The sequence below is a fragment of the Flavobacterium cheonhonense genome (genome assembly GCF_035671315.1).
In the GTDB taxonomy this organism is placed as follows: domain Bacteria; phylum Bacteroidota; class Bacteroidia; order Flavobacteriales; family Flavobacteriaceae; genus Flavobacterium; species Flavobacterium cheonhonense.
The window spans coordinates 483,128-507,327 of record NZ_JAXAVY010000002.1 but is presented as its reverse complement, the minus strand read 5'-3'; the positions used below and the strand labels follow the sequence as shown (position 1 = coordinate 507,327).

General features: G+C 36.8%; 20 protein-coding genes and 1 other RNA gene. 11 read left to right on the top strand and 10 right to left on the bottom strand.

The annotated features are described in order from the left end of the window. Positions 1-167 precede the first annotated feature (167 nt). Complete coding sequence (locus SK086_RS08215; protein ID WP_324690866.1) at positions 168-662, top strand: metallophosphoesterase family protein; 495 nt, start codon at positions 168-170, stop codon at positions 660-662. 276 nt (positions 663-938) lie between these two features. On the opposite strand, the gene SK086_RS08210 is transcribed toward SK086_RS08215, so the two are convergent. Then, the gene (locus SK086_RS08210) at positions 939-1,349 is read right to left on the bottom strand and encodes a DUF4293 family protein (protein WP_290877090.1); all 411 of its coding nucleotides are present in this window, start codon (positions 1,347-1,349) and stop codon (positions 939-941) included. Between the two features lie 184 nt (positions 1,350-1,533). On the opposite strand from SK086_RS08210, the gene rho reads away from it, so the two are divergent. The 3 genes from rho (at position 1,534) to dnaK (ending at position 6,003) form a co-directional block, all read left to right on the top strand. Continuing rightward, a complete protein-coding gene (gene rho / locus SK086_RS08205) occupies positions 1,534-3,264 on the top strand; it encodes a transcription termination factor Rho (RefSeq protein WP_324690864.1) in 1,731 nt (576 codons plus the stop codon). A gap of 95 nt (positions 3,265-3,359) precedes the next feature. Beyond that, a complete protein-coding gene (locus tag SK086_RS08200) occupies positions 3,360-3,929 on the top strand; it encodes a hypothetical protein (RefSeq protein ID WP_324690863.1) in 570 nt (189 codons plus the stop codon). A gap of 187 nt (positions 3,930-4,116) precedes the next feature. Further along, the gene (gene dnaK, locus SK086_RS08195; protein WP_290876511.1) at positions 4,117-6,003 is read left to right on the top strand and encodes a molecular chaperone DnaK; all 1,887 of its coding nucleotides are present in this window, start codon (positions 4,117-4,119) and stop codon (positions 6,001-6,003) included. A gap of 76 nt (positions 6,004-6,079) precedes the next feature. Here the strand turns inward: dnaK and SK086_RS08190 are convergent, their stop codons facing one another. Continuing rightward, on the bottom strand, positions 6,080-6,973 hold the full coding sequence (locus SK086_RS08190; RefSeq protein WP_324690862.1) for a Brp/Blh family beta-carotene 15,15'-dioxygenase: 894 nt from the start codon (positions 6,971-6,973) through the stop codon (positions 6,080-6,082). Between the two features lie 113 nt (positions 6,974-7,086). On the opposite strand from SK086_RS08190, the gene SK086_RS08185 reads away from it, so the two are divergent. Then, entirely contained in the window at positions 7,087-7,812 is a 726-nt protein-coding gene (locus tag SK086_RS08185) for a bacteriorhodopsin-like (RefSeq protein WP_290876507.1), read from the top strand. 121 nt (positions 7,813-7,933) lie between these two features. Further along, positions 7,934-8,545, top strand: a complete 612-nt coding sequence (locus SK086_RS08180) for a hypothetical protein (protein WP_324690861.1) — start codon at positions 7,934-7,936, stop codon at positions 8,543-8,545. A gap of 10 nt (positions 8,546-8,555) precedes the next feature. On the opposite strand, the gene SK086_RS08175 is transcribed toward SK086_RS08180, so the two are convergent. After that, positions 8,556-9,248, bottom strand: coding sequence for a carboxypeptidase-like regulatory domain-containing protein (locus tag SK086_RS08175; RefSeq protein ID WP_324690860.1), 693 nt, complete (start codon positions 9,246-9,248; stop codon positions 8,556-8,558). A 63-nt stretch (positions 9,249-9,311) separates the two neighbouring features. Further along, on the bottom strand, positions 9,312-10,361 hold the full coding sequence (locus tag SK086_RS08170) for a glutaminyl-peptide cyclotransferase (protein WP_290876501.1): 1,050 nt from the start codon (positions 10,359-10,361) through the stop codon (positions 9,312-9,314). A gap of 85 nt (positions 10,362-10,446) precedes the next feature. On the opposite strand from SK086_RS08170, the gene ffs reads away from it, so the two are divergent. The 4 genes from ffs to fsa all read left to right on the top strand — a co-directional run bounded on the left by ffs (position 10,447) and on the right by fsa (position 13,244). Beyond that, positions 10,447-10,544, top strand: an RNA gene (ffs, locus tag SK086_RS08165) — signal recognition particle sRNA small type. Between the two features lie 62 nt (positions 10,545-10,606). Continuing rightward, positions 10,607-11,605 (top strand): enolase C-terminal domain-like protein, encoded by a 999-nt coding sequence (locus tag SK086_RS08160; RefSeq protein ID WP_324690858.1) that lies wholly within the window; start codon positions 10,607-10,609, stop codon positions 11,603-11,605. A 64-nt stretch (positions 11,606-11,669) separates the two neighbouring features. Then, positions 11,670-12,473 (top strand): SDR family oxidoreductase, encoded by an 804-nt coding sequence (locus tag SK086_RS08155; protein WP_324690857.1) that lies wholly within the window; start codon positions 11,670-11,672, stop codon positions 12,471-12,473. 114 nt (positions 12,474-12,587) lie between these two features. After that, a complete protein-coding gene (gene fsa / locus SK086_RS08150; RefSeq protein WP_324690854.1) occupies positions 12,588-13,244 on the top strand; it encodes a fructose-6-phosphate aldolase in 657 nt (218 codons plus the stop codon). Positions 13,245-13,376: 132 nt separating this feature from the next. Here the strand turns inward: fsa and SK086_RS08145 are convergent, their stop codons facing one another. Then, positions 13,377-14,783 carry a TlpA family protein disulfide reductase gene (locus SK086_RS08145; RefSeq protein ID WP_324690853.1) on the bottom strand — a complete coding sequence of 469 codons (1,407 nt, stop codon included), beginning with the start codon at positions 14,781-14,783 and terminating at the stop codon, positions 13,377-13,379. 185 nt (positions 14,784-14,968) lie between these two features. Here SK086_RS08145 and SK086_RS08140 point away from each other — a divergent pair, with 185 nt between their 5' ends. Then, the gene (locus SK086_RS08140) at positions 14,969-16,588 is read left to right on the top strand and encodes an ABC-F family ATP-binding cassette domain-containing protein (RefSeq protein ID WP_324690851.1); all 1,620 of its coding nucleotides are present in this window, start codon (positions 14,969-14,971) and stop codon (positions 16,586-16,588) included. Between the two features lie 437 nt (positions 16,589-17,025). Here SK086_RS08140 and SK086_RS08135 read toward each other — a convergent pair whose 3' ends face one another. The 5 genes from SK086_RS08135 to SK086_RS08115 form a co-directional block, all read right to left on the bottom strand. Next, a complete protein-coding gene (locus SK086_RS08135) occupies positions 17,026-17,922 on the bottom strand; it encodes a DNA adenine methylase (protein ID WP_324690849.1) in 897 nt (298 codons plus the stop codon). A gap of 2 nt (positions 17,923-17,924) precedes the next feature. Then, positions 17,925-19,475 carry a hypothetical protein gene (locus tag SK086_RS08130; RefSeq protein WP_324690848.1) on the bottom strand — a complete coding sequence of 517 codons (1,551 nt, stop codon included), beginning with the start codon at positions 19,473-19,475 and terminating at the stop codon, positions 17,925-17,927. 16 nt (positions 19,476-19,491) lie between these two features. After that, the gene (locus SK086_RS08125; RefSeq protein WP_324690846.1) at positions 19,492-20,721 is read right to left on the bottom strand and encodes a hypothetical protein; all 1,230 of its coding nucleotides are present in this window, start codon (positions 20,719-20,721) and stop codon (positions 19,492-19,494) included. Beyond that, complete coding sequence (locus SK086_RS08120; RefSeq protein WP_324690844.1) at positions 20,718-21,140, bottom strand: hypothetical protein; 423 nt, start codon at positions 21,138-21,140, stop codon at positions 20,718-20,720. The genes SK086_RS08125 and SK086_RS08120 overlap by 4 nt, the downstream gene beginning before the upstream one ends. 531 nt (positions 21,141-21,671) lie before the next feature. Beyond that, entirely contained in the window at positions 21,672-23,915 is a 2,244-nt protein-coding gene (locus tag SK086_RS08115) for a DUF7619 domain-containing protein (RefSeq protein WP_324690842.1), read from the bottom strand. Between the last annotated feature and the right edge of the window lie 285 nt (positions 23,916-24,200).

Genomic DNA, 24,200 nt, shown 5'->3' with positions numbered 1-24,200 from the left:
TGACTGTCCTAAATTTATGAAAATATCAGTTCGCCATTACATGGCTCGAGTCTGGGGCGTAAAGGTACAAAGGATTTTAAATTTGATGTTTAAAGTTTTCATAATTTCGTTACTTATATTTGCAGTCACAGCATCTCAGTACCTTAGTGCCTTAGAACCTTTTTAATTTGAAAAAAATCCTGCTCCTTTCCGATACGCACAGTCATATAGACGAATCCATCCTAAAATACGTTCGTTTAGCCGACGAAGTCTGGCATGCCGGCGATATAGGCGATTTGCAAGTGACCGATACCATTAAAGCCCTCAAAACTTTGCGTGCTGTTTATGGGAATATAGACGATGACAAAGCCCGAATGGAATTTCCGTTGCACAACCGCTTTATGTGTGAAGGCGTTAATGTTTGGATTACCCACATCGGCGGTTATCCCGGGAAGTACAACCAAGCCATTAGAGCAGAAATACAGAGCAATCCACCAAAGCTTTTTATTTGCGGCCATTCACATATTTTGAAAGTCCAGTTTGATAAGCAGTTGAATTTACTCCACATGAATCCCGGTGCTTGCGGGATTTATGGCTTTCACCAAGTCAGAACCATGTTGCGCTTTGAAATTGATGGCGATAAAATCCAAAATTTGGAGATTATCGAGTTAGGGAAGAAGTAGTATTCAGCAACCGCTACAGATATTAGTTTAGCCACAGATTAAACGGATTAAACGGATTTCCACGGATTCTTTTTATCTGTTTTAATCAGTCCAATCCGTGTCATCCGTGTGCTAAAACCAATAGTATAATGAATCGTTTTTCTTTAATCTGCTTAAATAAGTTTATTCAGTTTAATCTGTGCCATATTAAAATCTGATCTATATGGCTAAAAATAAAAAACCCGTCTGTTTAACTAGACGGGTTTTTCGCAGCACTAAAAAACTAAGTTTATAGGTTTATCGCAATCGATCCACAGATTTTACAAGATCTTCATCCTTTTTGATGGCTTTGTTGGCCAAAACCAAGAATACGATAGAAAAAATAGGTAAGAACATCCCAACACCTTTCTCAGGAACAGCAGTAGTTCCTCCAGATGCGTTTAGTGTTCGATACACCAATAATCCTAATAAAATTAAATTCAATATGATATTCAATCTGCCCATGACAAATTGTTGTTGTCTTTTTGTGTGAGATAAAATGCTGAGTAACGAGAGTGTGGTGCTTAAGCCAAACAAACTCACGTAAACGATATCCGCCATAAAGTAAAACGGTTTTTCCGCTATAGTCCACAGTGGGAAAATAAACGGCAATACTCCGGTGATCAATAAGCTGGCGATTAAATAATACGTCTGTACTCTAAACATAATCTTGAAATAGGTGCACAAAAATAAAGTTTCTTTTTAAAAAATACTATTGCATCGTAAAATATTATTTGTATTATTGCATTGCAAATCCGCAAGTACTTCATCTTCGGATATTTCTATACCATATTTTCTACCCACATTTTTTTAGTATTCTCCTGAAAATTTAATTTTATTCACAACACTATCGATGTTTGATATTTCCGCCTTAAAAGAAATGAAGCTTACTGAGCTTCAAGAAATAGCCAAGTTGGCTAAAACCATTAAAGTTGCCGGTGCCAAAAAAGACGTATTGATTGCACAAATTTTAGAGCACCAAAACAAAACGGCTTCCTCAAAAAATCAGTTGGAACCCGAGGCGCCACAAGCCAAAGAGACCAAGTCGAAACGAACGCGCATCGCGCCCACGCCTAAAGAAACGGATTCCACTTCAAACGATTTGTTCTCCCAAGAGACAGCGCCTATTGCAGTAGCTGAGGAAAAACCGGCCTTCGAAGGCAAAAAAAGTAAGTTCAAAAAGCCTTTTGAAAAGAAAAATAATCCTAGACACAATAACGCTGCTGACGAATCAGAAGTAATACCATCAGAACAAACAACTACTCCTACAACAGAAGATCAAGCTACCGAAAATCAAGCCAAACCTTCTTCCGACGAACACCGTCAACACCGACACAAAAATCAGAATCCTTCTCACAATACTGCCGACAATGCTTCGAATAAACCGCAAAACAACGGTAACGGCAATCCTAACAACCCCAATTTTAAAGGAAAAAAACAAAACAACTTTCGCGATGCCGATTACGAATTTGACGGTATTATTGAAAGCGAAGGCGTTTTGGAAATGATGCCTGACGGTTACGGCTTTTTACGTTCCTCCGATTACAACTATTTAGCGTCGCCGGATGATATTTATTTGTCGACTTCCCAAATTCGATTGTTCGGTTTGAAAACCGGAGATACTGTAAAAGGTGTAGTGCGTCCGCCTAAAGAAGGCGAGAAGTTTTTCCCGTTGGTTAAAGTATTAAAGATTAACGGTCATGATCCGCAAGTGGTGCGAGACCGAGTGTCGTTTGAACATTTAACGCCTATCTTCCCGAAAGAAAAATTCAACATAGCCGATAAACAAGCCAGTGTTTCCACTCGAGTAATAGATTTGTTTTCCCCAATTGGTAAAGGGCAACGCGGTATGATAGTCGCGCAACCTAAAACCGGTAAAACAATGTTGTTGAAAGACATTGCCAACGCTATTGCAGCCAATCACCCGGAAGTATATTTGTTGGTTTTACTCATTGACGAAAGACCGGAAGAGGTAACCGACATGCAGCGTAGCGTTCGAGGTGAAGTGATTGCTTCTACTTTCGACAGAGAACCATTAGAACACGTAAAAATTGCCAATATTGTTTTGGAAAAAGCCAAACGTTTGGTTGAGTGCGGACACGATGTGGTAATTTTATTGGATTCGATTACGCGTTTGGCACGAGCCTACAATACAGTACAACCGGCTTCCGGTAAAGTATTGTCGGGTGGAGTAGATGCTAACGCCTTACAAAAACCAAAACGTTTCTTTGGAGCCGCTCGTAACGTAGAAAATGGAGGTTCCTTGAGTATCATAGCCACCGCCTTAACCGAAACCGGTTCAAAAATGGACGAGGTAATCTTCGAAGAATTTAAAGGTACCGGTAATATGGAGTTGCAATTGGACAGAAAAATTGCCAACCGCAGAATTTTCCCTGCTATCGATTTAACGTCTTCCAGCACGCGTCGTGACGATTTGTTGCTCGACGAAAAAACACTACAACGCATGTGGATATTGCGCAAGTTCTTAGCCGATATGAATCCGGTAGAAGCTATGGATACCATTAATGATAAAATTAAGAAGACTCGAAACAACGATGAGTTCCTGATTTCGATGAACGATTAAATAGGAAATCCCAACATAACAGTTGGGATTTTTTTTTGGCACACGCTTTGGTAAGTTGTCTTAAGATTGTCTTAAGAACCTTTAAATTTTATCCTATGAAAACTACCAAAAGACTCCGATTGTTATCCTTATTAGGTTTTTTATTATTGATGGCACCGTTTTATGATTCTTGTGATAACAGGAAAAATAGTTTTTTAAAATCCTATGATGAATATGACGCAAACGGAAAACTAATAGAGAAAACTTTTTTTCAAAACATCTACAATGTTGTGGTAGATGAATTATCCTTTAATGGATTTCAAATAGCCAGTTTTTCCATCTATGGTGTTCAAGATATAACCTTCAAAGAATTTAAAGCAGAAGTTTCTAATGCATTCAAAAAAGAAGAGTGGTATAAAGATTTGGGAATAGTAATCTCATTTGTATTTGATATTATCATTGTAATCTCCTTCGGTTTGATTCTTTTGACTTTTGCTGACAGGATTAGGCTTTTTAATAATTTGGCTCTGGCTAACACTATATTAATCTTATTCACTCTTTTGTACATCATTTTTTTAGAAAGTTCTTTCGAACACTTCCGCCAAATCAAATGGGGTTATTACGCTTTTTTGGCGACTAATATGTTGCTGTTCTATTATTCAAAGCCCAATAAAATCAAGACATAACTTCGTACTTCTAACTTCTAACTTCGTACTTAAAATGTCATCTTGTCAGCAAAATTCTTGAAAAACTGACAATTTATGCCCAATTCTCCCATGGCATAATAGTTGTCATTTCGCAAACCGTACAACACAAAGTACTATTCACTCGTAGAGGAATAATCAAAAAATAAACAAAAAAGGAGAAAATAAAATGGGAAAAATTATTGGTATCGACTTAGGTACAACCAACTCTTGTGTGGCCGTTATGGAAGGTGGAGAACCGGTAGTAATTGCTAACGCAGAAGGAAAAAGAACAACACCATCTGTAATCGCTTTCGTAGAAGGCGGTGAGATTAAAGTAGGTGATCCTGCTAAAAGACAAGCAGTGACTAATCCAACCAAAACCATAGCGTCTATCAAACGTTTTATGGGTAACAAGTATACTGAAAGCGCTAAAGAAGCTTCAACAGTAGCTTACAAAGTGGTCAAAGGCGACAACGATACACCTCGTGTAGACATCGATGGTCGTTTGTACACCCCACAAGAATTGTCAGCAATGACACTTCAAAAAATGAAAAAAACAGCCGAAGATTATTTGGGTCAAGCAGTAACTGAAGCCGTTATTACGGTTCCGGCTTACTTTAATGATGCCCAACGTCAAGCTACCAAAGAAGCAGGAGAAATCGCCGGTTTAAAAGTAATGCGTATCATCAACGAGCCAACAGCAGCTGCCTTGGCTTACGGATTGGATAAAGCAGGTAAAGACCAAAAAATTGCGGTATACGACTTAGGTGGTGGTACTTTCGATATCTCTGTATTAGAGTTAGGCGATGGCGTATTCGAAGTATTGTCAACCAACGGTGACACGCACTTGGGTGGAGACGACTTCGACCAAGTTATCATCGATTGGATGGCTAACGAATTCAACAGCGAAGAAGGGGTTGACTTACGCAAAGACCCAATGGCATTGCAACGTTTGAAAGAAGCAGCTGAGAAAGCTAAAATCGAGTTGTCTTCTTCTACACAAACCGAAATCAACTTGCCTTATGTGACGGCTACCGCTTCAGGACCGAAACACTTGGTAAAAACCTTAACTCGTGCTAAATTCGAGCAATTGGCCGAAAGCTTGGTAAAACGTTCTATGGAACCGGTTGCTAAAGCTTTAAAAGATGCCGGTTTATCAACTTCAGATATCGACGAAGTAATCTTAGTAGGTGGTTCTACTCGTATCCCGGTAATCCAAGAACAAGTTGAAAAATTCTTTGGTAAAAAACCTTCTAAAGGCGTTAATCCGGATGAAGTTGTGGCGATTGGTGCTGCTATCCAAGGTGGTGTTTTAACCGGAGATGTAAAAGATGTATTGTTGTTAGACGTTACACCTTTATCTTTAGGAATTGAAACGATGGGTAACGTGATGACTAAATTAATCGAGTCCAACACGACTATCCCGACTAAAAAATCACAAGTATTCTCGACGGCAGTGGACAACCAACCAAGTGTGGAAATTCACGTATTGCAAGGAGAAAGAGCGATGGCCGCTGATAACAAAACGATTGGACGTTTCCACTTAGACGGTATTCCACCGGCCCCAAGAGGTGTGCCTCAAATTGAAGTAACTTTCGATATTGATGCCAATGGTATTATCAAAGTATCAGCTACAGATAAAGGTACCGGAAAATCACACGATATTCGTATCGAAGCTTCTTCAGGATTGACGCCGGAAGAAATCGAAAGAATGAAAAAAGATGCTGAAATGAATGCAGAGAACGACCGTTTGGCTAAAGAAAAGGCCGATAAGTTGAACGAAGCTGACAGCATGATTTTCCAAACCGAGAAACAGTTGGGTGAGTTCGGAGATAAATTATCCGAAGGTAACAAAACTGCCATTCAAACGGCCTTAGACGAGTTGAAAACAGCATACGAAACCAAAGATATTGCTACCATTCAACCGGCTTTAGACAAAATCAACGAAGCGTGGAAAAATGCTTCCGAAGAAATGTACAAAGCCCAAGGCGAAGGTCAAGCCCAAGAAGCGCAACCACAAGCCGAAAACCAAGGTGATAACACTCAGGATGTAGAATTCGAAGAAGTGAAGTAGCCAGGAGGCGCATTGGCCTTTTATAAATATAAGTACGAAGTAACCGAGTCAGTAATGGCTCGGTTTTTTTATGCGATCAATGTTCTTTGATTTTGTTTTGCATTTTCATAATGACCAAAACATGAGGAAAAGTAATGGCTGCTAAGAAGGAAAAAAACAAAGCAGTAAAAACGGCTTCTTTTCTAAATAAAAAGTAGAGTAGGGCAATGCCTGTTAAGGAAAGAAACCAATAGCCAAATGCCGCTTTAAAATACTGTACAAAGTTTTGAAAAGTATATTGTCCGTATAAAAAGCAAATTTGATCTTTAATAGAAGGTAAACTATGCCAAATGATAAAGTATATTGCAAAAGCCCATATTAGATTTGAGTTTCTGAAAATGATGGCAAATAATAGCAGATAGACGAGGTTAACCGGTAATTGATTTTTGAAAATAGTATTTTTTCGCAGCATAACTAAACTCAGTACAATTAATACTAATCCGTTAAACTGCAGCATATAAGTAAAATTAAAAGTGTTCATCGAACTATGGATAATTTCTCCTATAATCACGGCAACTTCTTTCTGATGAAAATAAAATAATAATTCAAAAATGAATAATCCATATACCAATTGAAACAATGATATGATTGGTGGGGTTTTTTCCGTTGACAGTTGGTTCCAATGTTGTTCTCCAAAATGATAGGCACTGACTAATATAAAGATTACTAATGCCCATTCGGGTAATAAATAGAATAAAAGTACTCCGGTCGTGACAAAAGTGAGATAGTAAATGAGTATTTTTTTATAATTACTGATTGAATTTTCGTTCTTAATTTTTGAAATCAAACGTAAATCATTAGCGCCATGCAGTATTCCGAATAAGAATATAATTACAAATCCCGTAATTTGTTGATATTCAACAGAAAAATAAGTGGCAATCCACAAAGCTAAAAAGCTCAATACAATCCCAATATTGCTAGAATTTGTCATTTTATAAGGTGTTTATTTTGTTTAAAGATATAAAAATAAAGTTAAACAGAATTATTTTTATTGTTTAATCTTATTTAAATTTGGTTAAACAAAATTCTAAAACCTCATTTATTATGACAAATTTATTATCTTCTACCGCGCTCATCTCTAAGATGTTGCCAACCGACTACGTTGGTTTTACTTTTTTTATCGGATGTATGGCCATGATGGCTGCATCAGCATTTTTCTTTTTGTCACTGAGTCAATTTGACAAGAAGTGGCGTGTTTCAGTATTGGTTTCCGGTTTAATTACGTTCATTGCCGCAGTACACTACTTCTACATGAGAGATTATTGGGCTAGCTTCGGAGAGTCACCCACTTTCTTCCGTTATGTTGACTGGGTTTTAACAGTGCCTTTAATGTGTTTGGAGTTTTATTTAATTCTGAAAATTGCAGGAGCCAAACAATCTCTTTTATGGAAAATGATTGTTTACTCTTTAGTAATGTTAGTAACTGGTTATTTCGGAGAAGCTGTTGATCCTACCAATGCATGGTTGTGGGGATTAGTTTCAGGGGTAGCTTACTTTGCTATTGTCTATGAAATTTGGTTAGGCGAAGCTTCTAAATTGGCTAAAGCTGCCGGAGGTGAAGTGTTGTCCGCGCACAAAATCTTATGTTGGTTTGTGTTAGTAGGTTGGGCCATTTATCCGTTAGGATACATGTTAGGAACCGAAGGATGGTATACAAGCCTTTTAGGAAAAGGAAATGTTGACGTAGCTTATAACATTGCTGATGCTATCAACAAAATCGGATTCGGTTTGGTGATTTATAACTTGGCAGTGAAATCAACCAAAGATTAGTTTTAGTTTCTTGATTGGAAAAGCCGGTTTGTTACTGTAACAAATCGGCTTTTTTATTTAACACGCCTCGAAATGAATATTTTGTATATTGGTTACCGAATTCCTAACCAAAACAACACTCATGAAAAAAATTGTGATTTTAACTTTTATGGCTTTGTTGAGTCTTAACACCTACAGTCAGAAAAAGACCCGAGGTGAAGCCGAACGGAGCGGAGCTAAAACAACCGCTAAACCAACCGCTGCTGCCGGATTAGCTAAAGTTGATAACCTGGTAGCCGAAGTCAAAAAGGGTAACTTCCAACTCACCATTACCGAAAACGGTAAAGAGAAAGATGCCATCATCATCAAACCGGCGGATGCTAATTTTAAGCCAACCAATTGTAAGTTGACCGTTGTAACCGCTTCGGGGACCAAATTGTATTTGCTCTCCTGGACCGAAGTGACCCAACAAAAAACCGATTTAAAAACGGAAGACACTACTACTAATTACAGTGTTATTTATGAAATAGCTTCTAAAAAGCAAGTCTTTTCCAATACGCAATCCAACACTCATATCGTGGAGAAAGTATTTTTAGACAAAAACAAAACAGCCAGTGAAACCCGAGAAAAAATGCGCAAAGACGGTTTCGAATTCATTTTAAATGCCGACGGTTCTGTTACTCAAAAAGGAAAAAAGCAAGACATCAAATGGATCTATGATACTGTAAAAATGGAATATGTGGTGAAGAAGTAAACTGAAATGTTTACCTGAACCAATTACCGATGGCATGAAAGATACGACCGAAGAAGGTACGCTTTTTACCATATATACCTCCAACGGTTACCACTTCTCCTAACAGTACATTTTCTTCAAGCGAGACATTTATTTTACGCTCATTAATGATTTCAATTTCTTTGGAGTCGTAACCCATAAAGGTTACCACTAAAATGTCATTCTTTTTGGCTTTAATGGTAAAATTACCATCGAAATCAGAGCTGACATTAACCTCAGTGCCTTTTATATAAATACTGGCACCCGGTAAAGGACCGGTTTTGTCACTTACGGTACCGGAAACTTCTATTTCAGCAGGCTTTGTAACTAAGAATTTGCCCAACATCCTTTGGTCAGTTTGCTCGGTTTTTATAGGTTGCGTTTGTGCAATGGCGTCATGACTTCCTATACTGATAAAGCTAATAAAAGCAGTTGTAGCCGCAATCCATACAGAACTTTTTTCCTTCTGTTTTGTCAAATCACGATGGAGTTGTGTATTTAAGAATCGACCGCAAAGATTTTGATTTTGCTCATAAGCCGTTATGATTTCTCGATCACTGGCTCGCGTAAAATCGAATACCTTTTTTTGACAGGAGGCGCAAAATTTGCCTTTGTCAATTGTGGTCATTCCTTCCCAATTTTCATGGCAAGGTTGTGGAATGGAGATGTTGATTTTCGTACTCATAAGAATCGTCTTTTTATACAAAGAGGCTCTTATGGCATAAAAGGTTGGAATGAGAATAAAAAATTATGGTATAACCTTAATTTCAAAAGTTTTATTCCAATTTTTTCCGGTCACAAAAATGGTATTGGTCGATTTTCTGTAAGCAATACCGTTAAGTACTTCAGCTTCTTTATTGGTTACTTGCGCTCGCAAAGCCGATAAATCTAAAACCGCTTCTACCGCACCAGTGGTAGGATTAATGACTGCAATAGCGTCTTTTTGCCAAATATTGCCGTAAATTTTTCCGTTAATCCATTCCAATTCGTTGACACTTTTAATTTTACTGTCGTTAGTGTATACATTAATGTAGTCAGTCAACTTAAAAGTCTCCGGATCTAATGTCCAAATCTTTTCGGTGCCGTCGGAATGGTAAATCACTTTGCCGTCGTTGGTCATTCCCCAACCTTCAACCGGTTTGTCATATTTAAAAGATTTTATCTTTTTCATGGTCTTGGCATCGTATACAAAACCTTCTTGGTTTTCCCAGGTTAATTGGTATACTTTATCATTGATAATGGTAATACCTTCGCCAAAATATTGCGCATCAAGGTCAACTTTCTTAAACGATTGACCGGTTTTATAATCTACTTTGGCAAAATAGGATTTGCCTTTTAGTCCGGTACTTTCAAGAAGTGTGTCATTGTAAAATTCGTAGCCTTCAATAAAAGCATTCACATCGTGCGGATAGCTATTCACTACGGTATATTTCAGTAATTTCGGCACCACTCCGGAGGCAACTTCTATACGTGTTTTAGTAGAAACAGTATCGTTTTCAAAATACACCAAGGCTTTAAGCTGATGGTACCCCAATTTCTTACCATTCAAATCCAATGAAAATTTCTCATTCCCTTTTACCGATGCTAATCGTTCGCCATTGGAAAAATAAACCACACTGTCAATGGTCTTGTTTCCGTTGTTCAATAGGGTAAAATCGACTTTGTCTGTGGCTTGGTACATCGATTTTAGCTGACTCTCATCAAAGCTGAAGTAGCGTTCTTTCTCTGCTTGACTGTCGCCGCAACTTGCTAGGTTAAGGGCTAAAAATGTGGTTATGAATAGGTTATGTAATTTCATTTTTTTCAATCTAATTTTCTCTCACAAATATATTTATTATGGTCTTAAATTATTGCAAAAAAATAAAAAGATTGTATATTTGCAGCGGCAAGTCCTACACGACCAGCTCCTACAAAATCCTCCAGGATGGGAACATAGCAAAGGTATGTGGTTGTAGCGGTGCGATGTAGGTCGCTTGCCATTTTTTTCAAAAAAAGAATCCCGTTTGGTTGTTACAGCAAAGCGGGATTTTTTATTTTTACACCATGATCTTACACTGGCAAATAGTCCAACTCCAACTCAAAGAAACCTTTGCCATTGCGTATGGGAATTATACCTTCAGAGAAGCTTTGATTGTATCGCTCCAAAGCCACGGAGAAAAGGGTTATGGCGAATGTACTGCCATAGATTATTACGGCATCAACTTAAACGATTTTCAAGCCATTTTGAATCGCCTGCAATCGGTGATTGAAAAGCAAAGCATAGTCCATCCGGCCGAATTTTACACTTTTCTGCTCACGCTGGAATTGCCGAGTTTTTTGCGTTCGGCCTTAGATTGTGCTTATTGGGATTTGTTTGGGAAGTTAGAACGGCGAGGTTTTTTAGCGTTGAATCAAGTCGACTTTCAGCAGTTGCCGGAATCGTCTATCACCATTAGTGTTGATTCGATAGACAAACAACTCCAAAAAATAGCCCAATCGGATTGGCGTTATTTCAAAGTAAAATGCAATCATTTTAACGAAAGCGATATCCGTAAGTTATCAGAATCAAACCTAAATATTGCTTTAGATTCCAACGGAAGTTTCACAGCCCAAGATTGTCTTTGGTTGGAAAATTATCCTGAGGTGGCCAACTTTACTTATCTGGAACAACCCATGAAAAAAGGAGCGGAGCAATATTCGAATTTACATTCCGACACATTGGCCAATTGGATGGCGGATGAAGACTGTCAAAGCAGTGCCGATTTTGAAAAGTTACTGCCACATTACAAAAGCATCAACATCAAATTAGTCAAATGCGGCGGCCTAACACCGGCTTTGGCAATGATAGCTGAAGCGCGCAAGTTGGGATTTAAAATCATGATAGGTTGCATGACAGAGTCGACTATCGGAATTTCCGCCGGAGCGGTTTTAGCGCCTTTGTGTGATTATGCCGATTTGGACGGCGCCAATCTAATCGCCAACGACATCGCTAAAGGCAGCCATATTGTTAATGGTAACATTCAGCTAACCGAAAATCCCGGTTTAGGAATCAAAATAATTTAAAAGCATTTATCTTTATAGCATCCAACTGTATATTTCATATCTAATATCTGAAATCTAATATTTAATGAACAAAGTAGTTTTAATCACCGGTGGTTCTTCCGGCATAGGAAAGGCGATAGGCGAGTTTCTTTTTCACAAAGGTTTTACGGTTTACGGCACCAGCCGAAATCCGGAAAAAATAACCAATTCGTTATTTCCGTTAATTGCACTGGATGTTCGAAATGCCGAGAGCATTCAACTTGCGGTGGATAAAGTGATTTCAATCTCAAAAAGAATAGACGTAGTCATCAACAATGCCGGCGTAGGCATAACCGGTCCGATAGAAGAAATCCCTACGGCCGAAATCAAAAACAATTTCGAAACTAATTTTTTTGGTCCGATTGAAGTCATCAAAGCCGTTTTACCGCAAATGCGCGAACAAAATTCGGGCTTAATCATCAATATCACTTCCATCGCTGGGTATATGGGCTTGCCGTACCGCGGCGTATACTCGGCTTCCAAAGGTGCTTTGGAAATTGTAACCGAAGCCATCAGCATGGAAGTCAAACCTTTCGGTATCCATGTGGTTAATGTAGCACCGGGCGATTTCGCCACCAATATTGCTTCCGGACGCTATCATGCTCCTGTAATTCAGGGTTCGGCTTATGAGGTGACTTACGGCAATACGCTGAAGCAAATGGATGAACACGTAGACAGCGGTAGCAATCCCAACGAAATGGCCATGGCCATCTACCAAATCATCAATACCAAACAACCCAAACTGCACTACAAAATAGGGGCATTTATGCAAAAGTTCTCCATCGTTTTAAAACGACTCTTACCGGATAGGGTTTACGAACGTATGCTGATGAAGCACTATAAGCTTTAAGGTCCTGAGAAAAAACTCAGAAACTTAGCCACTCAGCTACTCAGTAACTTAAAAATAATCGTAATTTTGCATCACAAAAGTGAAAAACACAACTTTATTTAAATATACTACACTATGAAATTTTTTATTGACACAGCCAACCTGAACGAGATTAAAGAAGCACAAGGGTTAGGCGTTTTGGATGGTGTTACTACCAATCCGTCGTTGATGGCCAAAGAAGGCATTACCGGAAAAAACAACATCTTAAAACATTACGTTGACATTTGTACTATTGTTGACGGCGATGTAAGTGCCGAAGTCATTGCCACCGATTTTGACGGTATGGTAAAAGAAGGCGAGGAGTTGGCCGAATTACACGAGCAAATCGTGGTTAAATTGCCTATGACCAAAGACGGTATCAAAGCTTGTAAATATTTCTCCGACAAAGGCATCAGAACCAATGTAACTTTGGTATTCTCTGCCGGTCAAGCTTTATTGGCGGCTAAAGCGGGCGCGACTTACGTGTCGCCGTTCTTAGGTCGTTTGGATGATATTTCAACCGATGGTTTAAACCTGATCCAAGAAATCAGAGAGATTTATGATAACTATGGTTTTGAAACACAAATCTTAGCGGCTTCAGTACGTCACACCATGCACGTGGTTAACTGTGCCAAAATCGGTGCCGATGTCATGACCGGACCATTATCGTCTATCTTAGGCTTATTAAAACACCCGTTAACCGATATCGGTTTGGCTCAATTCTTAGCCGATTACGCCAAAGGAAACCAGTAAAGAGAGTTGTCAGCAACTATCATCATAAAAAAAACGTCTCGATTATTCGGGACGTTTTTTTTATTGGAGTGGCTAAGAATCTAAGTGTCTAACTACTCTAAGAAGTCTAACTAGTCTAACAAGTCCAACAACCTACAATCCTTCTTCAAAGTTCAATTCAAAAATATTCGTAAACGCATTTTTAATCAAACCTTTATCGCCTAAAATGATGGTACGGTGGATTTTAGTAATCACCCATTTCGATTTTAAATCTTCAAAATCAGCGCAACGCAATTCGGTTACACCGCTGAATTTGTATTTAGATAAGATGCCTTTCCATTCTTGTTGCGAATCATTCAGGTTAATACCAACAAATTGGTACTCCGGATGTTTCTTTTTAAAGTCGATGATTTTCTTGTGGGCGGCTTCAAAGTGAGAAATCGAACTCGATGTCCAAAAGAAAATAACCGTTTTTGTATTGGTAAACGATGAAGAGTTAACCGGTTTGCCATTGATATCTTCTAAAGCAACATTGGGTAAAGTTTTCGATTTTGTCAACAATTGAATCGCATCACCAATTTTGGTAATCTCGTTTTTCTGACTCTTATCGGTTGAAATTTTGTGGTACGTAGCCAAAAAGGTTTGGTTATTCACCATGTTTTGGTCTTCCAACAAATACGTAAAAGCAATGTTGTTGAGGATGGTGTTTTTTACCTTTTCGTTTTTAATCAACGTATCGGCGATGTTCATTTTGTTGATGTTGGTTTTCAAAGCCAAATCCACTTCGGTAAAATGATTGTGATAGTTGATGGAACCCATATTGTTCAACATATGCGACAAATACATCACAAACGGCGAATAGTCGGACAGTGCGGCATTGTTGCAATCGATGTTTTTGCGGAAATTGTAGTAGTTGGTCGGGATGCTTTCATACACATCATTACCCGTTCTCATTTTATGCACCATCGGATACAATTCTTTACCCGAATAAAACGGATAATCCACCGCCGCTTTCGCGAATACATCAAACTCATCGCTCCACTTTAATTCTTGTTTCTTGGCCTCGTAAAACTTTGTGGCGACTTGATGCGTAGAATCGATGGTTTTGGTAAAGCGGTTAATGTCTTCATTAAAGGCTTCAAAAATCGCGTCTTTCGCTTTTTCTGTTTTGAGGTATTGCTCCATCAAAAAGTTGTTTTTTTGATCGCCACGACCGCAAAAAATAACCGAGTTGTCAAAATCGCGTGTGTTTACTCGAACCATTAAACTGTCGTTTTTGTCGAAGTAAACATATTGGTATTCCGGTTCGTGTTTAAAAGTATACAAACCCGGTGCTAAGGAGTCAAATTGTACAAAAAAGCGGTTGTTTTTGTCTAACGGGATAGAATCAATCACTTCATTGTCTTTGCAAAAAAGGACATAAGGATTGTTGGGGTTTACAATTTCTCCCCCAAAGTAAGCCACATAATCATTCCCCTTGAATTCGTTTTTACACGAGCTCAATAAGGTCAGCAATGGGAATAGAAAAACAATAACTTTTAAATTTCTGTACGTGTGCATTGAATAGAAACTAGCTAACAAAAATATTTAGATGATTTGGATTTTACTGTTAATCAATAGTTAAATATAAAGGGTGTAAATATGTGGTATTCTGCTAAAAAAACCAACATTTTTAAAGTAAAATCATTCTAAATTTCTACACTATTTTCACTACTTTTGCACCAAAATTTATAATACTATAGTTCATGTTAACAGTTTCTAACTTATCGGTACAATTTGGTAAACGAATTTTATTCGATGAAGTAAATACTACCTTCACCCAAGGCAACTGCTACGGTGTGATTGGTGCCAACGGTGCCGGAAAATCTACCTTCCTTAAAATTTTAGCCGGCGATATCGACCCAACCTCAGGAAGAGTATTCCTGGAACCGGGCAAACGCATGTCGGTCTTGAACCAAAATCACAATATGTTCGACGAGCATACCGTGTTGGAAACCGTAATGATGGGTAACAAAGTATTGTATGCCGTAAAAACGGAAATGGACGCCTTGTATGCTGATTACGATGATAAAAATTCCGACCGCATAGGCGAGCTCCAAGTACAGTTTGAAGAAATGAACGGCTGGAATGCCGAATCCGATGCCGGTGCCATGTTGTCTAACTTAGGGATTGGTTCCGATATGCATTACACGCTCATGAGCGAAATGGAAGGGAAGATGAAAGTGCGTGTGTTATTGGCACAAGCTTTATTTGGCAATCCGGATGTATTGGTAATGGATGAGCCTACGAACGACTTGGATTTCGAAACCATTTCGTGGTTGGAGAACTTCTTGGCCAATTATGAAAACACGGTCATTGTAGTATCGCACGACCGTCACTTTTTGGACTCGGTGTGTACGCATATATCCGACATCGACTTTGGGAAAATCAACCACTATTCCGGAAACTATACTTTTTGGTACGAGTCGAGCCAGTTAGCGGCGCGTCAAAAAGCACAACAAAACAAAAAGGCAGAGGAGAAGAAAGCCGAGTTGGAAGAGTTCATCCGTCGTTTTAGTGCTAACGTGGCCAAGTCGAAGCAAGCGACTTCCCGTAAAAAAATGATTGAAAAATTAAACCTCGACGAAATCAAACCGTCCAGCCGTAGATATCCTGCCATTATATTTGATGTAGAAAGAGAAGCCGGCGACCAAATCCTGCACGTACAAAACTTAGCCGCGTCTATAGACGGTGAAGTATTGTTTAAAAACGTCGATTTAAACATGGCCAAAGGCGATAAAGTAGTGGTGTTTTCTAAAGATTCCCGTGCTACCACAGCTTTCTACGAAATTTTAAACGGCAAACAACAACCCGATAGTGGTACGTTTGAATGGGGAATCACCACCACGCAATCGTACTTGCCGAATGACAACAGCGAATACTTTACCGACGGCAGCTTGAACTTGGTCGATTGGTTGCGCCAATTTGTAAAAACCGAAGAAGAACGCGACGAAGTATACGTACGTGGCTTTTTAGGAAAAATGATTTTCTCGGGCGAAGAAGCCTTGAAAAAATGTACGGTATTGTCCGGAGGCGAAAAAGTGCGATGTATGCTCTCGCGCATGATGATGATTCGTGCCAATGTGTTGATGTTAGACGAACCGACCAACCACTTGGATTTGGAATCGATCACGGCCTTTAACAACTCGTTGAAGAACTTCAAAGGCTCGGTACTGTTCACCACGCACGATCACGAGTTTGCCCAAACCGTTGCCAACCGTGTATTGGAAATTACACCCAACGGCGTAATTGACCGCTACATGACGTTTGACGAGTATTTGGAAGACGAGAAGATACAGGAAATGAGAAAGAAAATGTATTCATAGAAAAACCGCCGGTGGGCGGTTTTTTTGTTTTATAACAATTAGAAGTCAGTGTTAAAACCCATGTAAATGTTCTTTTGCTCATTTCACTCAAAAATTAACCGAAAAGAAAGTTGGTTTTATTTAGATTTAAACATTTCCCAGTTGACATTTACAACTGAAACGTTTGCGTGAAAAAGTTGTAGCAAAAAAATTGTAGCAAAATAAAATGCTACAAAAAAAGTGCTACAATAGTTTAAGTGAAACCACCGCTACCGCGCGAAATGAAATTCGACGAAGTCAATGCTTTCGTTTGGTAAATATTACTACAACTTAAAAGACAAAAAATTAACTACAGCTGACAACCTTTTTTCTATATTATAATAAGGGTAGGAATGAGAACCACGCGAAGGGATTCGCGCGGTAGCGGGGGGGGGTAAATATTTTTTACACTAAATCTACTATTTCAAATAAATAATGTTGGAAGATTTTTTTTCTTTTTTAAATTTTGTCGGATTGTAATTTTTTATTTTTGGTTGTTTCAAATTATCACTGAAAAAAATAATTTCTTTTCCAGTTCTACTCTCGTACGCTGTATGTTTAAATGAAAATTCTTTCTTATGACATTCAGAGTAAAGTTTTTGAATTTCAGGAACATTGTCATAAGAAACAATCCATTTAATGTTTTGGATTGCTTTAATTTTATCACTAACCTTTTTATGATTTTTATCTTCATAATGATTCATGTATAGTGTACTTGCTTTGAGATAATATGGAGGGTCAAAATAAAAGACTACGTTATCATCATTAGCCTCACTTTGGATTTTATCAATGAGTTTTATTGCATCTTTTTTATATAATCTGATATTTTTTTTGTGTTTAGCAATCTTTTTTATTCTCTCAATTAGCTCATTTTTATTAAAGCGACAATCTATTGTATAATTACCGTTTTGTTCGTTTCCCCCCATAATCCCGCCATTTATTATACCAGAACGATTTGTTCTATTTAGGTAGAAAGTGGAAAAACCTAAATCTAAAAGATTAGCTTTATTTTTGTTGGACTGAATTTTCTTTTGTCTTTTCCATTCTTCAACAGTTAATTCAGCATTTTCAATTAAATTGCATAATTCATTAGTCCTATTTAGTACACAATACCAAAAGGCATAAATCGATCTATCTTTATCATTTATTGTTATTTTTTTGACAAATCCTTCAATTAGTAAAAATAGTGCAACTGATGCGCCTCCTGAATATGGTTCAACATAATGTCCTTTGATATTGTTGTCAATACAAATTTTTGCTATAAACGCAGAAAGTTTGTTTTTTCCGCCTGGGTATCTTAATGGTGAATAAAACATTTTTATTTTTTAAAGTAATGTTCTAAAACTTCTCCAATAATAAAAGAACTTTTTAAAATTCCATCTTTAGAAGTTGTTATATTCCCGTGAGCATACTTAGCAAGTATTGCTTCTAAATTATTACTTCCGTCAAGCCAATCTGTTGTTAATGACAAAAAATTCTTTGATTCTTTTTCTAAACTCATTTCCTTTTTTGCTATTTTCAGAAAGTCATTATATAGTTGATCTTTATTAGATTTTTCAGGGTCAGTATTGTCAAAATACACTCTTGCCGCAACTTCTGTAATTAATCTCATTGACATTCCAATTATTGGCAATACAGTAAAGTCATTTTCATTTTTTTCGTATATATTCAAAATTGCTCTATACAAATCATTTACTTTACCCGACTTTAAAGAAAGTGATTTGCCAAACAAAATATTATTTTCCTTAGTTTTTGGTGTTTTTCTTGTTGTTAAAGAACTAGATGCTTTAGAGCTACTTTTCGAGAGTTTACTCGACTCCTGACCAAAAAGGTTTTTGCTTTTACCTTCTTGAATTTCTTTATCTACTTTTTTTGAATTTTCAGGATCTATTTTTTCAAGGAACTGCTTTATTTGAGGATTTTTATTTAACTCTCTAGAATCGACAGTATTGCCATCAAAATCTTTCTTTTTAAGCACATTATGAATAATTACTTTTAGCTTTTCGGGAAAATCTTTGTCTGTAAAAGTTAAATTTCCATCTTTATTTGTGCTTAGACCAAAGGTTTCTTTTGCAGGGCCAGTTGCAACAAAACGATAAAAAGTTGTTACGTACCCTTGACCCAAGACTTCATTTATTATTTCAATAGGTAAATTTAGTGTTCTAACATAATTTGTGATAGCAATTTTTATTTTTGCATTTTGGCTTTCTATTCCTCGTCTATTTGAATAATTTATACGTTCAGGTTCTACCCAATTCACTTGATTGTTTCCTTTAGAATGTTTCCTGTCTATATATCTATAACATTGGTCTTTATCACTTGAAATTAAACACTCTAGTTTAAAAGTATTATCAATATTTATTTTTGATTTAATCTCTGAAATATGCTTAAATAGTTTTTTATCAATGTCAACTATTAATGCAGGATTAGCTAATAGTTTATATCCTGTTAATCTTCGATTTCCTTCAAGTACTACAAGATTTTCATCAGTATTCCAAACGACAATTTTTTCGAGTTGTGGCAAGTCAAAGTCATTTACAATTTCGTCAACTAATTCTTTAATCTTAAAATTCTTCTTAGACAGAAAATATTTAATCAATTCTTTCTCATCAGAGTTGTAAAATTGATCAGGGAAACGAGCGTTTTCGTCCCATAAATTTAAATCCTTAATTGCTATTTTATTTTCTGTAAAATTCATTTCTTTTAAATTATTTTTAAACTCTGCATTTTCGTTAAAATTACCGCCAACGTTCCGCGGCTTTGCGTCTGTTGCGAATCCAGCGAACTGCGTACTGTCAACTAAGATAAAAGTTTTTACGTGAAGAAATAAGAACAACTCAAGTAAAAACCAGCAATAGCGCAAAACCACTGTTAGCTGTAGTATTTTAAAAAGGATATATAGAATGAATAGTTATTTTGTCATTTTTTGTTATTGTCAAAAGGTTTTTATAGCGTATAGAGCTCGGGTAACTTCTAACTATAGTACTAGGTTCTTTATCAATTATTTCAGCTTTATTATTTTTAAATAAAACGACTTTGTCCATAAATTCAAGTACACATCCATTTTCTATAATGTTTGAAGATAAAGGACGTAGCATTTTTTTATTTCCCACCAATGGCAATTCATAATATGAACGAGAAATTCTTACTTCTTTAGATGTGTTTTTTTCTTTCTTTTCCAATCCTAACAAGGATAAAATACTGTCTGAATTGTTATCAATAAGAATATTAGAGTTGTAAAATTTTCCTTTGTTAGTTATAAAAAAAGATTTAGAAGAACTGTTGAAAGCATATTTTATTGATTCATCTTCCAATAAGATATTTTTAGTGAGTTCTTCGTTTGAAATTTTATTTAATCCGAATCCACTAATAATTTTTCTTTCTTTTTTTTCGTCATAAAATGAATAATCATTGTTATTATTGTCTTTATTAATGATGTTTTCCAAAAACTCAAATGAATGATTATTTTCATAATTAATTATGTCATAATTAACCCAAGACGTTCGAATTGATTTATTTGACACTTCTTTTTCTGTTACATTTAAAACTGATTCATCATGAATTGATCCATAAAATAATCCATCATTATTTGTTGATATCGCTAATGAACCGCACTTTGCATTCAAAGAAATTGATTTAGAATCAAAATATTTACTAATATTTTTGTCTTTTTGAAATTCATACTTTGAATTATATGATAGCTTCATTGCATATACGCCTTTAAGTGTTGCGACGAAAATTTTCATGCCATAAATTTTGACATCAAGTATTGGCAAGTCATTTTCTGGAATTTTAGCTAATATTAATAGTTCATCATTAATAAAGTATTCGAAATTTATGTTAGTACTTATTTTTTTCCATAAACCGTCGAAAGTATTTCTTAACTCTTGTATCTTGAAAAAAAACTCTCCTTGTTGATTTTTAAAATAGTCATTTCGTTGAAATATTATCCTAAAAAAATCGACATAATCAGGATATTGAACATAGAGATTATGATAAATTTTATTTAAATTAACACATCCAATTTCGCCAGTTTTTAGGAACAGAAATATATGACCACTATATATATAACAGTCAAAAACCTCAATGTTTAAGTTGAATTTTATAGTTCTCATATTTGACACTTTAATAACTTAACATGCATACGGCTGTCAATTACCTTATCATTTAGCCACTTCTCTAACAGTTTATCTGAAATTTCATATTCAGAACTTGTAACTGGATAGCCGTGATATGGATCGGAATCGTTGATGGTTTCTGGAAAAAAACCTAATACTTCTTCGTTAGAGCCTAAAATTACGTTACCATTTTCCAAAATTGAAAAAAAGCCATTTTGCGCAAGGCACTTCCAATTATTATCATCACTAAGTTCAAAAGTACAGTATTGTTCATTCTGTTTTATTATCCATTTAGTTTTGTCTTTATTTTTTTTAGCAGTTTTATTGTGATAATACATTGGTTTGTAATAATTACTATTACTCGTCGGACCAAAAGTACCATCTTTGTTTTTTTTAATTGTTCTAAAAATACTCATAGTTGATAAATATTACAGCTAACTGATATATAGTCGCTATTGTAAACGACTTGATCTCGTTTCTCCCCAAATATACCCAATCCCCCAAAACCTCAATAAATTTTTATAAAAAAAATCCAATCATCGATTTTTTATGTTTTTTGGTCGGGTTTTTAGGGTTTTTGAACGAGTTATTAAATACGAAGTACAAAGTACGAAGTGGGAAGTACGAAGTGGGAAGTACGAAGGAACTTGAGCCTGAAAGGCGAACTGTACTAAGCGAAGCGGAGTAAAAAGGGAAAAGGGATAAGGGAATAGGAACTCGAGCCTGAAAGGCGAACTGTACGGCGCGGAGTAAAAAGGGAGTGATAAGTTATGAGTTGAGTGCATGGTTGTAGATAACGAAAAGTAGTCAGCAGGGTTCTTTACCGCTGCATGACGTTAAACGAGTATTTGAAAGATGAGAAAAGACAGTAAATGAGAACGAAGAGGTATTCTTAAAATAAAACGCCCGTCAATGGCGAGCGTTTTTGTTTACAAACTTGATGATGATTAGTCTTTTATAATTTTACTATAGGATACACCGTCTTCCGTAAATACTTTTACCACATAGTTTCCTCTTTGTAAGGCTGTTAAGTCTAAGGTGTTGTTGGTTACCCCCATGGCAACTATAATTCTACCGCTGATGTCATAGATTTCGGCTTTTAGAATTGGTTTGATGGTTTCAAATTGCAACGCGTCTTTCACAGGATTCGGATAAGCAATCATTGTAGTACTGCTTTCATTTTCTGTAACGCTTAACGGGTTTTGAACGCTTGTCAGATAATTGTTGGTTGCTATAGGGAAATTGTAGTCAAAATAAATATTGGCTGTATTGCTAAAGGTATCACCCAGCACTAAATTTGGTTTGGTTTTGATTTTAAACGTTATATAACCATCGTTGTTAGCATCATCAAAAGGCAGGTTTATATTTTCAAAAATAAATTCTACTTTGTTGGTATTGCTAATTCTTGTTTCAAAAGTATGACTTGCCGTCAAAGGGAGTAAAGTAGTAATGTCGAATTTGGTCGTGTCTATCATGTCTTTTACCACTATGTTTTCAGCGTTAGCGGTACCATTGTTTTCAAAGCGAATCAAATAATGCACATAGTCGCCCACCATAGCAGGGGCAATCGTTGTTCCTTCTAAACAAGTTTTATCATTCGGATCAAGAGCGTTCACTACAGTTTGATGGAAAACAAGGGTATTGTCATTGGGCGTTTCATCGGTTTGACCCACAACGGTAGCGGTGTAATGTAAAACATCACCACTGTTTAAAGCGGGTGTTTCGATGGGTGAGTTTAGATTGAAAACAAGATTGATTACCCGACTTTCAAAAGGCTGTAAATTCGTAAAATCCCAAGTTATATTCCCTGTGGATTGACTGCTAAAAGCCGTGTTACTTGAAACAAAATCTAAAACAGCATCATCAAATGACAACTGAACTGTACCCGATTGTGTGGAGTTGCCTTTGTTTTTGTAAACCAACTTGTATAGAGCATCAAAACCCGGCCTTGCAATACTTACCGGTATGAGAAATACTTCTAAGTCAGGGTGGACACCATTGGGAACAACACAAAAATTTTGGGTAAAAGTCCCATTGCTACTGTTGGCGTTGATGATTGCGGTTGGTGGACTCAAAACAAAGTAATCGATATTTTCCATTTGAGGGGTTACCGTATAGTTACCCCAAGGCATATAAAAATGATAAACGCCATTACTATTGGTAAAACTTGTTCCTGATGACGAATTATCGGAAATATTAACCCTGACAAAAGGTTGAACAATATCGTTGGCATCACAACCGTTGTTGTTAAAATCAATCGAAAGGGTTCCGGTTAAAGTGTTATAACTTCCTCCGGGTGTAAAACTGCAATAGGTATTGGTATGGCAACCGGTATAGCCGTAAGTGGATAATTTTGCGGCCACCAAATCTAAATCTTCTTCATCACAACACACATACTGAAGATTGGGGTTGTTGCTAAATTGAAGATAGTCCCAGCTGTAATTGCCGGTTTTTAAATTTAAAAAAGTCAACGCATTGTAATCAGCAAATAATCCGTTTTCCATATCACAGTGGCTGAGATCCAAACCGGTCAAATGATTGCTGCTGCAATACAACGCACTCAGATAAGGTTGATTACTTAAATCGAGCGTCGTCAATTCGTTCCCGCCACAGTTTATGGAAGTGAGTTGACTATTGGAACTAAGGTCCAAACTGGTAATATCGTTACCGAGACAGTGTAGCCAGTTTAAATTCAGCAAATTGCTCGTATTTATAGTCGTTAATAGATTACCGGAACACTTTAGCGTTCGTAAATTGGTTAAACCCGATAAGTTTACGGAGGTTATTTGATTATAGTCACAATTCAAATACTGTAACGTATTGGGAGTGGTAAAAGTCAAACTTTGAATTTGATTACTCCCACACTTTAAATACTGCAGATTGCTAAAATATTCAATTCCGGTTAAATCCGTGATGTTGGCCGAGTTTAAGATCAAGCCTTTGATGAGTAACGCTTCTGAGACTTGTATTTCACCATCGCCATTGGTATCAATTACCGTATAGTAGGGCGTTTGATTGGGCGTCCAACTGTCTGAATTCATATTGTAGGTTGAGACTTGGCCGGTGGCTACACCATTGGAAGTGGAAGCACTCAACAGTTTTGTCTTGAGATTGGCATCGGGAAAATTGATGGTTTGGCCGTAACCAAGAGGCGCTAAGGCTAGGAAAATAAAAAGTAGGGTTGATTTCATAAAGGTTAAAAATTAATTTTCACCAATGGCTTTTTTACTAAAAGCGGCAAACCTACTGCGGCTTAGCTTAGTCGTGGCAAGGTAAGAAAAAATGTAATAAAAAGAGTTTGATTGAAAGTATTTTGTTAGTCCTGAGAAGTTTAACCGGGAAGGGGTAATTGTAAGGGTTATGAGTTTTGATGAGTACTTGGATTAGGGAAGAGTGTTGTTGGTTTGCGAACAAGATTTTTATTTTTAAATTTTTGTTCGGTTTTTGCGAACAGTTTTTTTGAATTAAAATTTCTG

Excerpts from the sequence above, each read along its gene's own strand:
- SK086_RS08140 (WP_324690851.1), top strand. The coding sequence starts at position 14,969 with ATGTTAACAGTTTCTAACTTATCGGTACAATTTGGTAAACGAATTTTA.
- SK086_RS08190 (WP_324690862.1), bottom strand. The coding sequence starts at position 6,973 with ATGACAAATTCTAGCAATATTGGGATTGTATTGAGCTTTTTAGCTTTG.
- dnaK (WP_290876511.1), top strand. The coding sequence starts at position 4,117 with ATGGGAAAAATTATTGGTATCGACTTAGGTACAACCAACTCTTGTGTG.
- SK086_RS08120 (WP_324690844.1), bottom strand. The coding sequence starts at position 21,140 with ATGAGTATTTTTAGAACAATTAAAAAAAACAAAGATGGTACTTTTGGT.
- SK086_RS08160 (WP_324690858.1), top strand. The coding sequence starts at position 10,607 with ATGATCTTACACTGGCAAATAGTCCAACTCCAACTCAAAGAAACCTTT.
- fsa (WP_324690854.1), top strand. The coding sequence starts at position 12,588 with ATGAAATTTTTTATTGACACAGCCAACCTGAACGAGATTAAAGAAGCA.
- rho (WP_324690864.1), top strand. The coding sequence starts at position 1,534 with ATGTTTGATATTTCCGCCTTAAAAGAAATGAAGCTTACTGAGCTTCAA.
- SK086_RS08185 (WP_290876507.1), top strand. The coding sequence starts at position 7,087 with ATGACAAATTTATTATCTTCTACCGCGCTCATCTCTAAGATGTTGCCA.
- SK086_RS08115 (WP_324690842.1), bottom strand. The coding sequence starts at position 23,915 with ATGAAATCAACCCTACTTTTTATTTTCCTAGCCTTAGCGCCTCTTGGT.
- SK086_RS08180 (WP_324690861.1), top strand. The coding sequence starts at position 7,934 with ATGAAAAAAATTGTGATTTTAACTTTTATGGCTTTGTTGAGTCTTAAC.
- SK086_RS08155 (WP_324690857.1), top strand. The coding sequence starts at position 11,670 with ATGAACAAAGTAGTTTTAATCACCGGTGGTTCTTCCGGCATAGGAAAG.
- SK086_RS08135 (WP_324690849.1), bottom strand. The coding sequence starts at position 17,922 with ATGTTTTATTCACCATTAAGATACCCAGGCGGAAAAAACAAACTTTCT.
- SK086_RS08175 (WP_324690860.1), bottom strand. The coding sequence starts at position 9,248 with ATGAGTACGAAAATCAACATCTCCATTCCACAACCTTGCCATGAAAAT.
- SK086_RS08125 (WP_324690846.1), bottom strand. The coding sequence starts at position 20,721 with ATGAGAACTATAAAATTCAACTTAAACATTGAGGTTTTTGACTGTTAT.
- SK086_RS08145 (WP_324690853.1), bottom strand. The coding sequence starts at position 14,783 with ATGCACACGTACAGAAATTTAAAAGTTATTGTTTTTCTATTCCCATTG.
- SK086_RS08170 (WP_290876501.1), bottom strand. The coding sequence starts at position 10,361 with ATGAAATTACATAACCTATTCATAACCACATTTTTAGCCCTTAACCTA.
- SK086_RS08200 (WP_324690863.1), top strand. The coding sequence starts at position 3,360 with ATGAAAACTACCAAAAGACTCCGATTGTTATCCTTATTAGGTTTTTTA.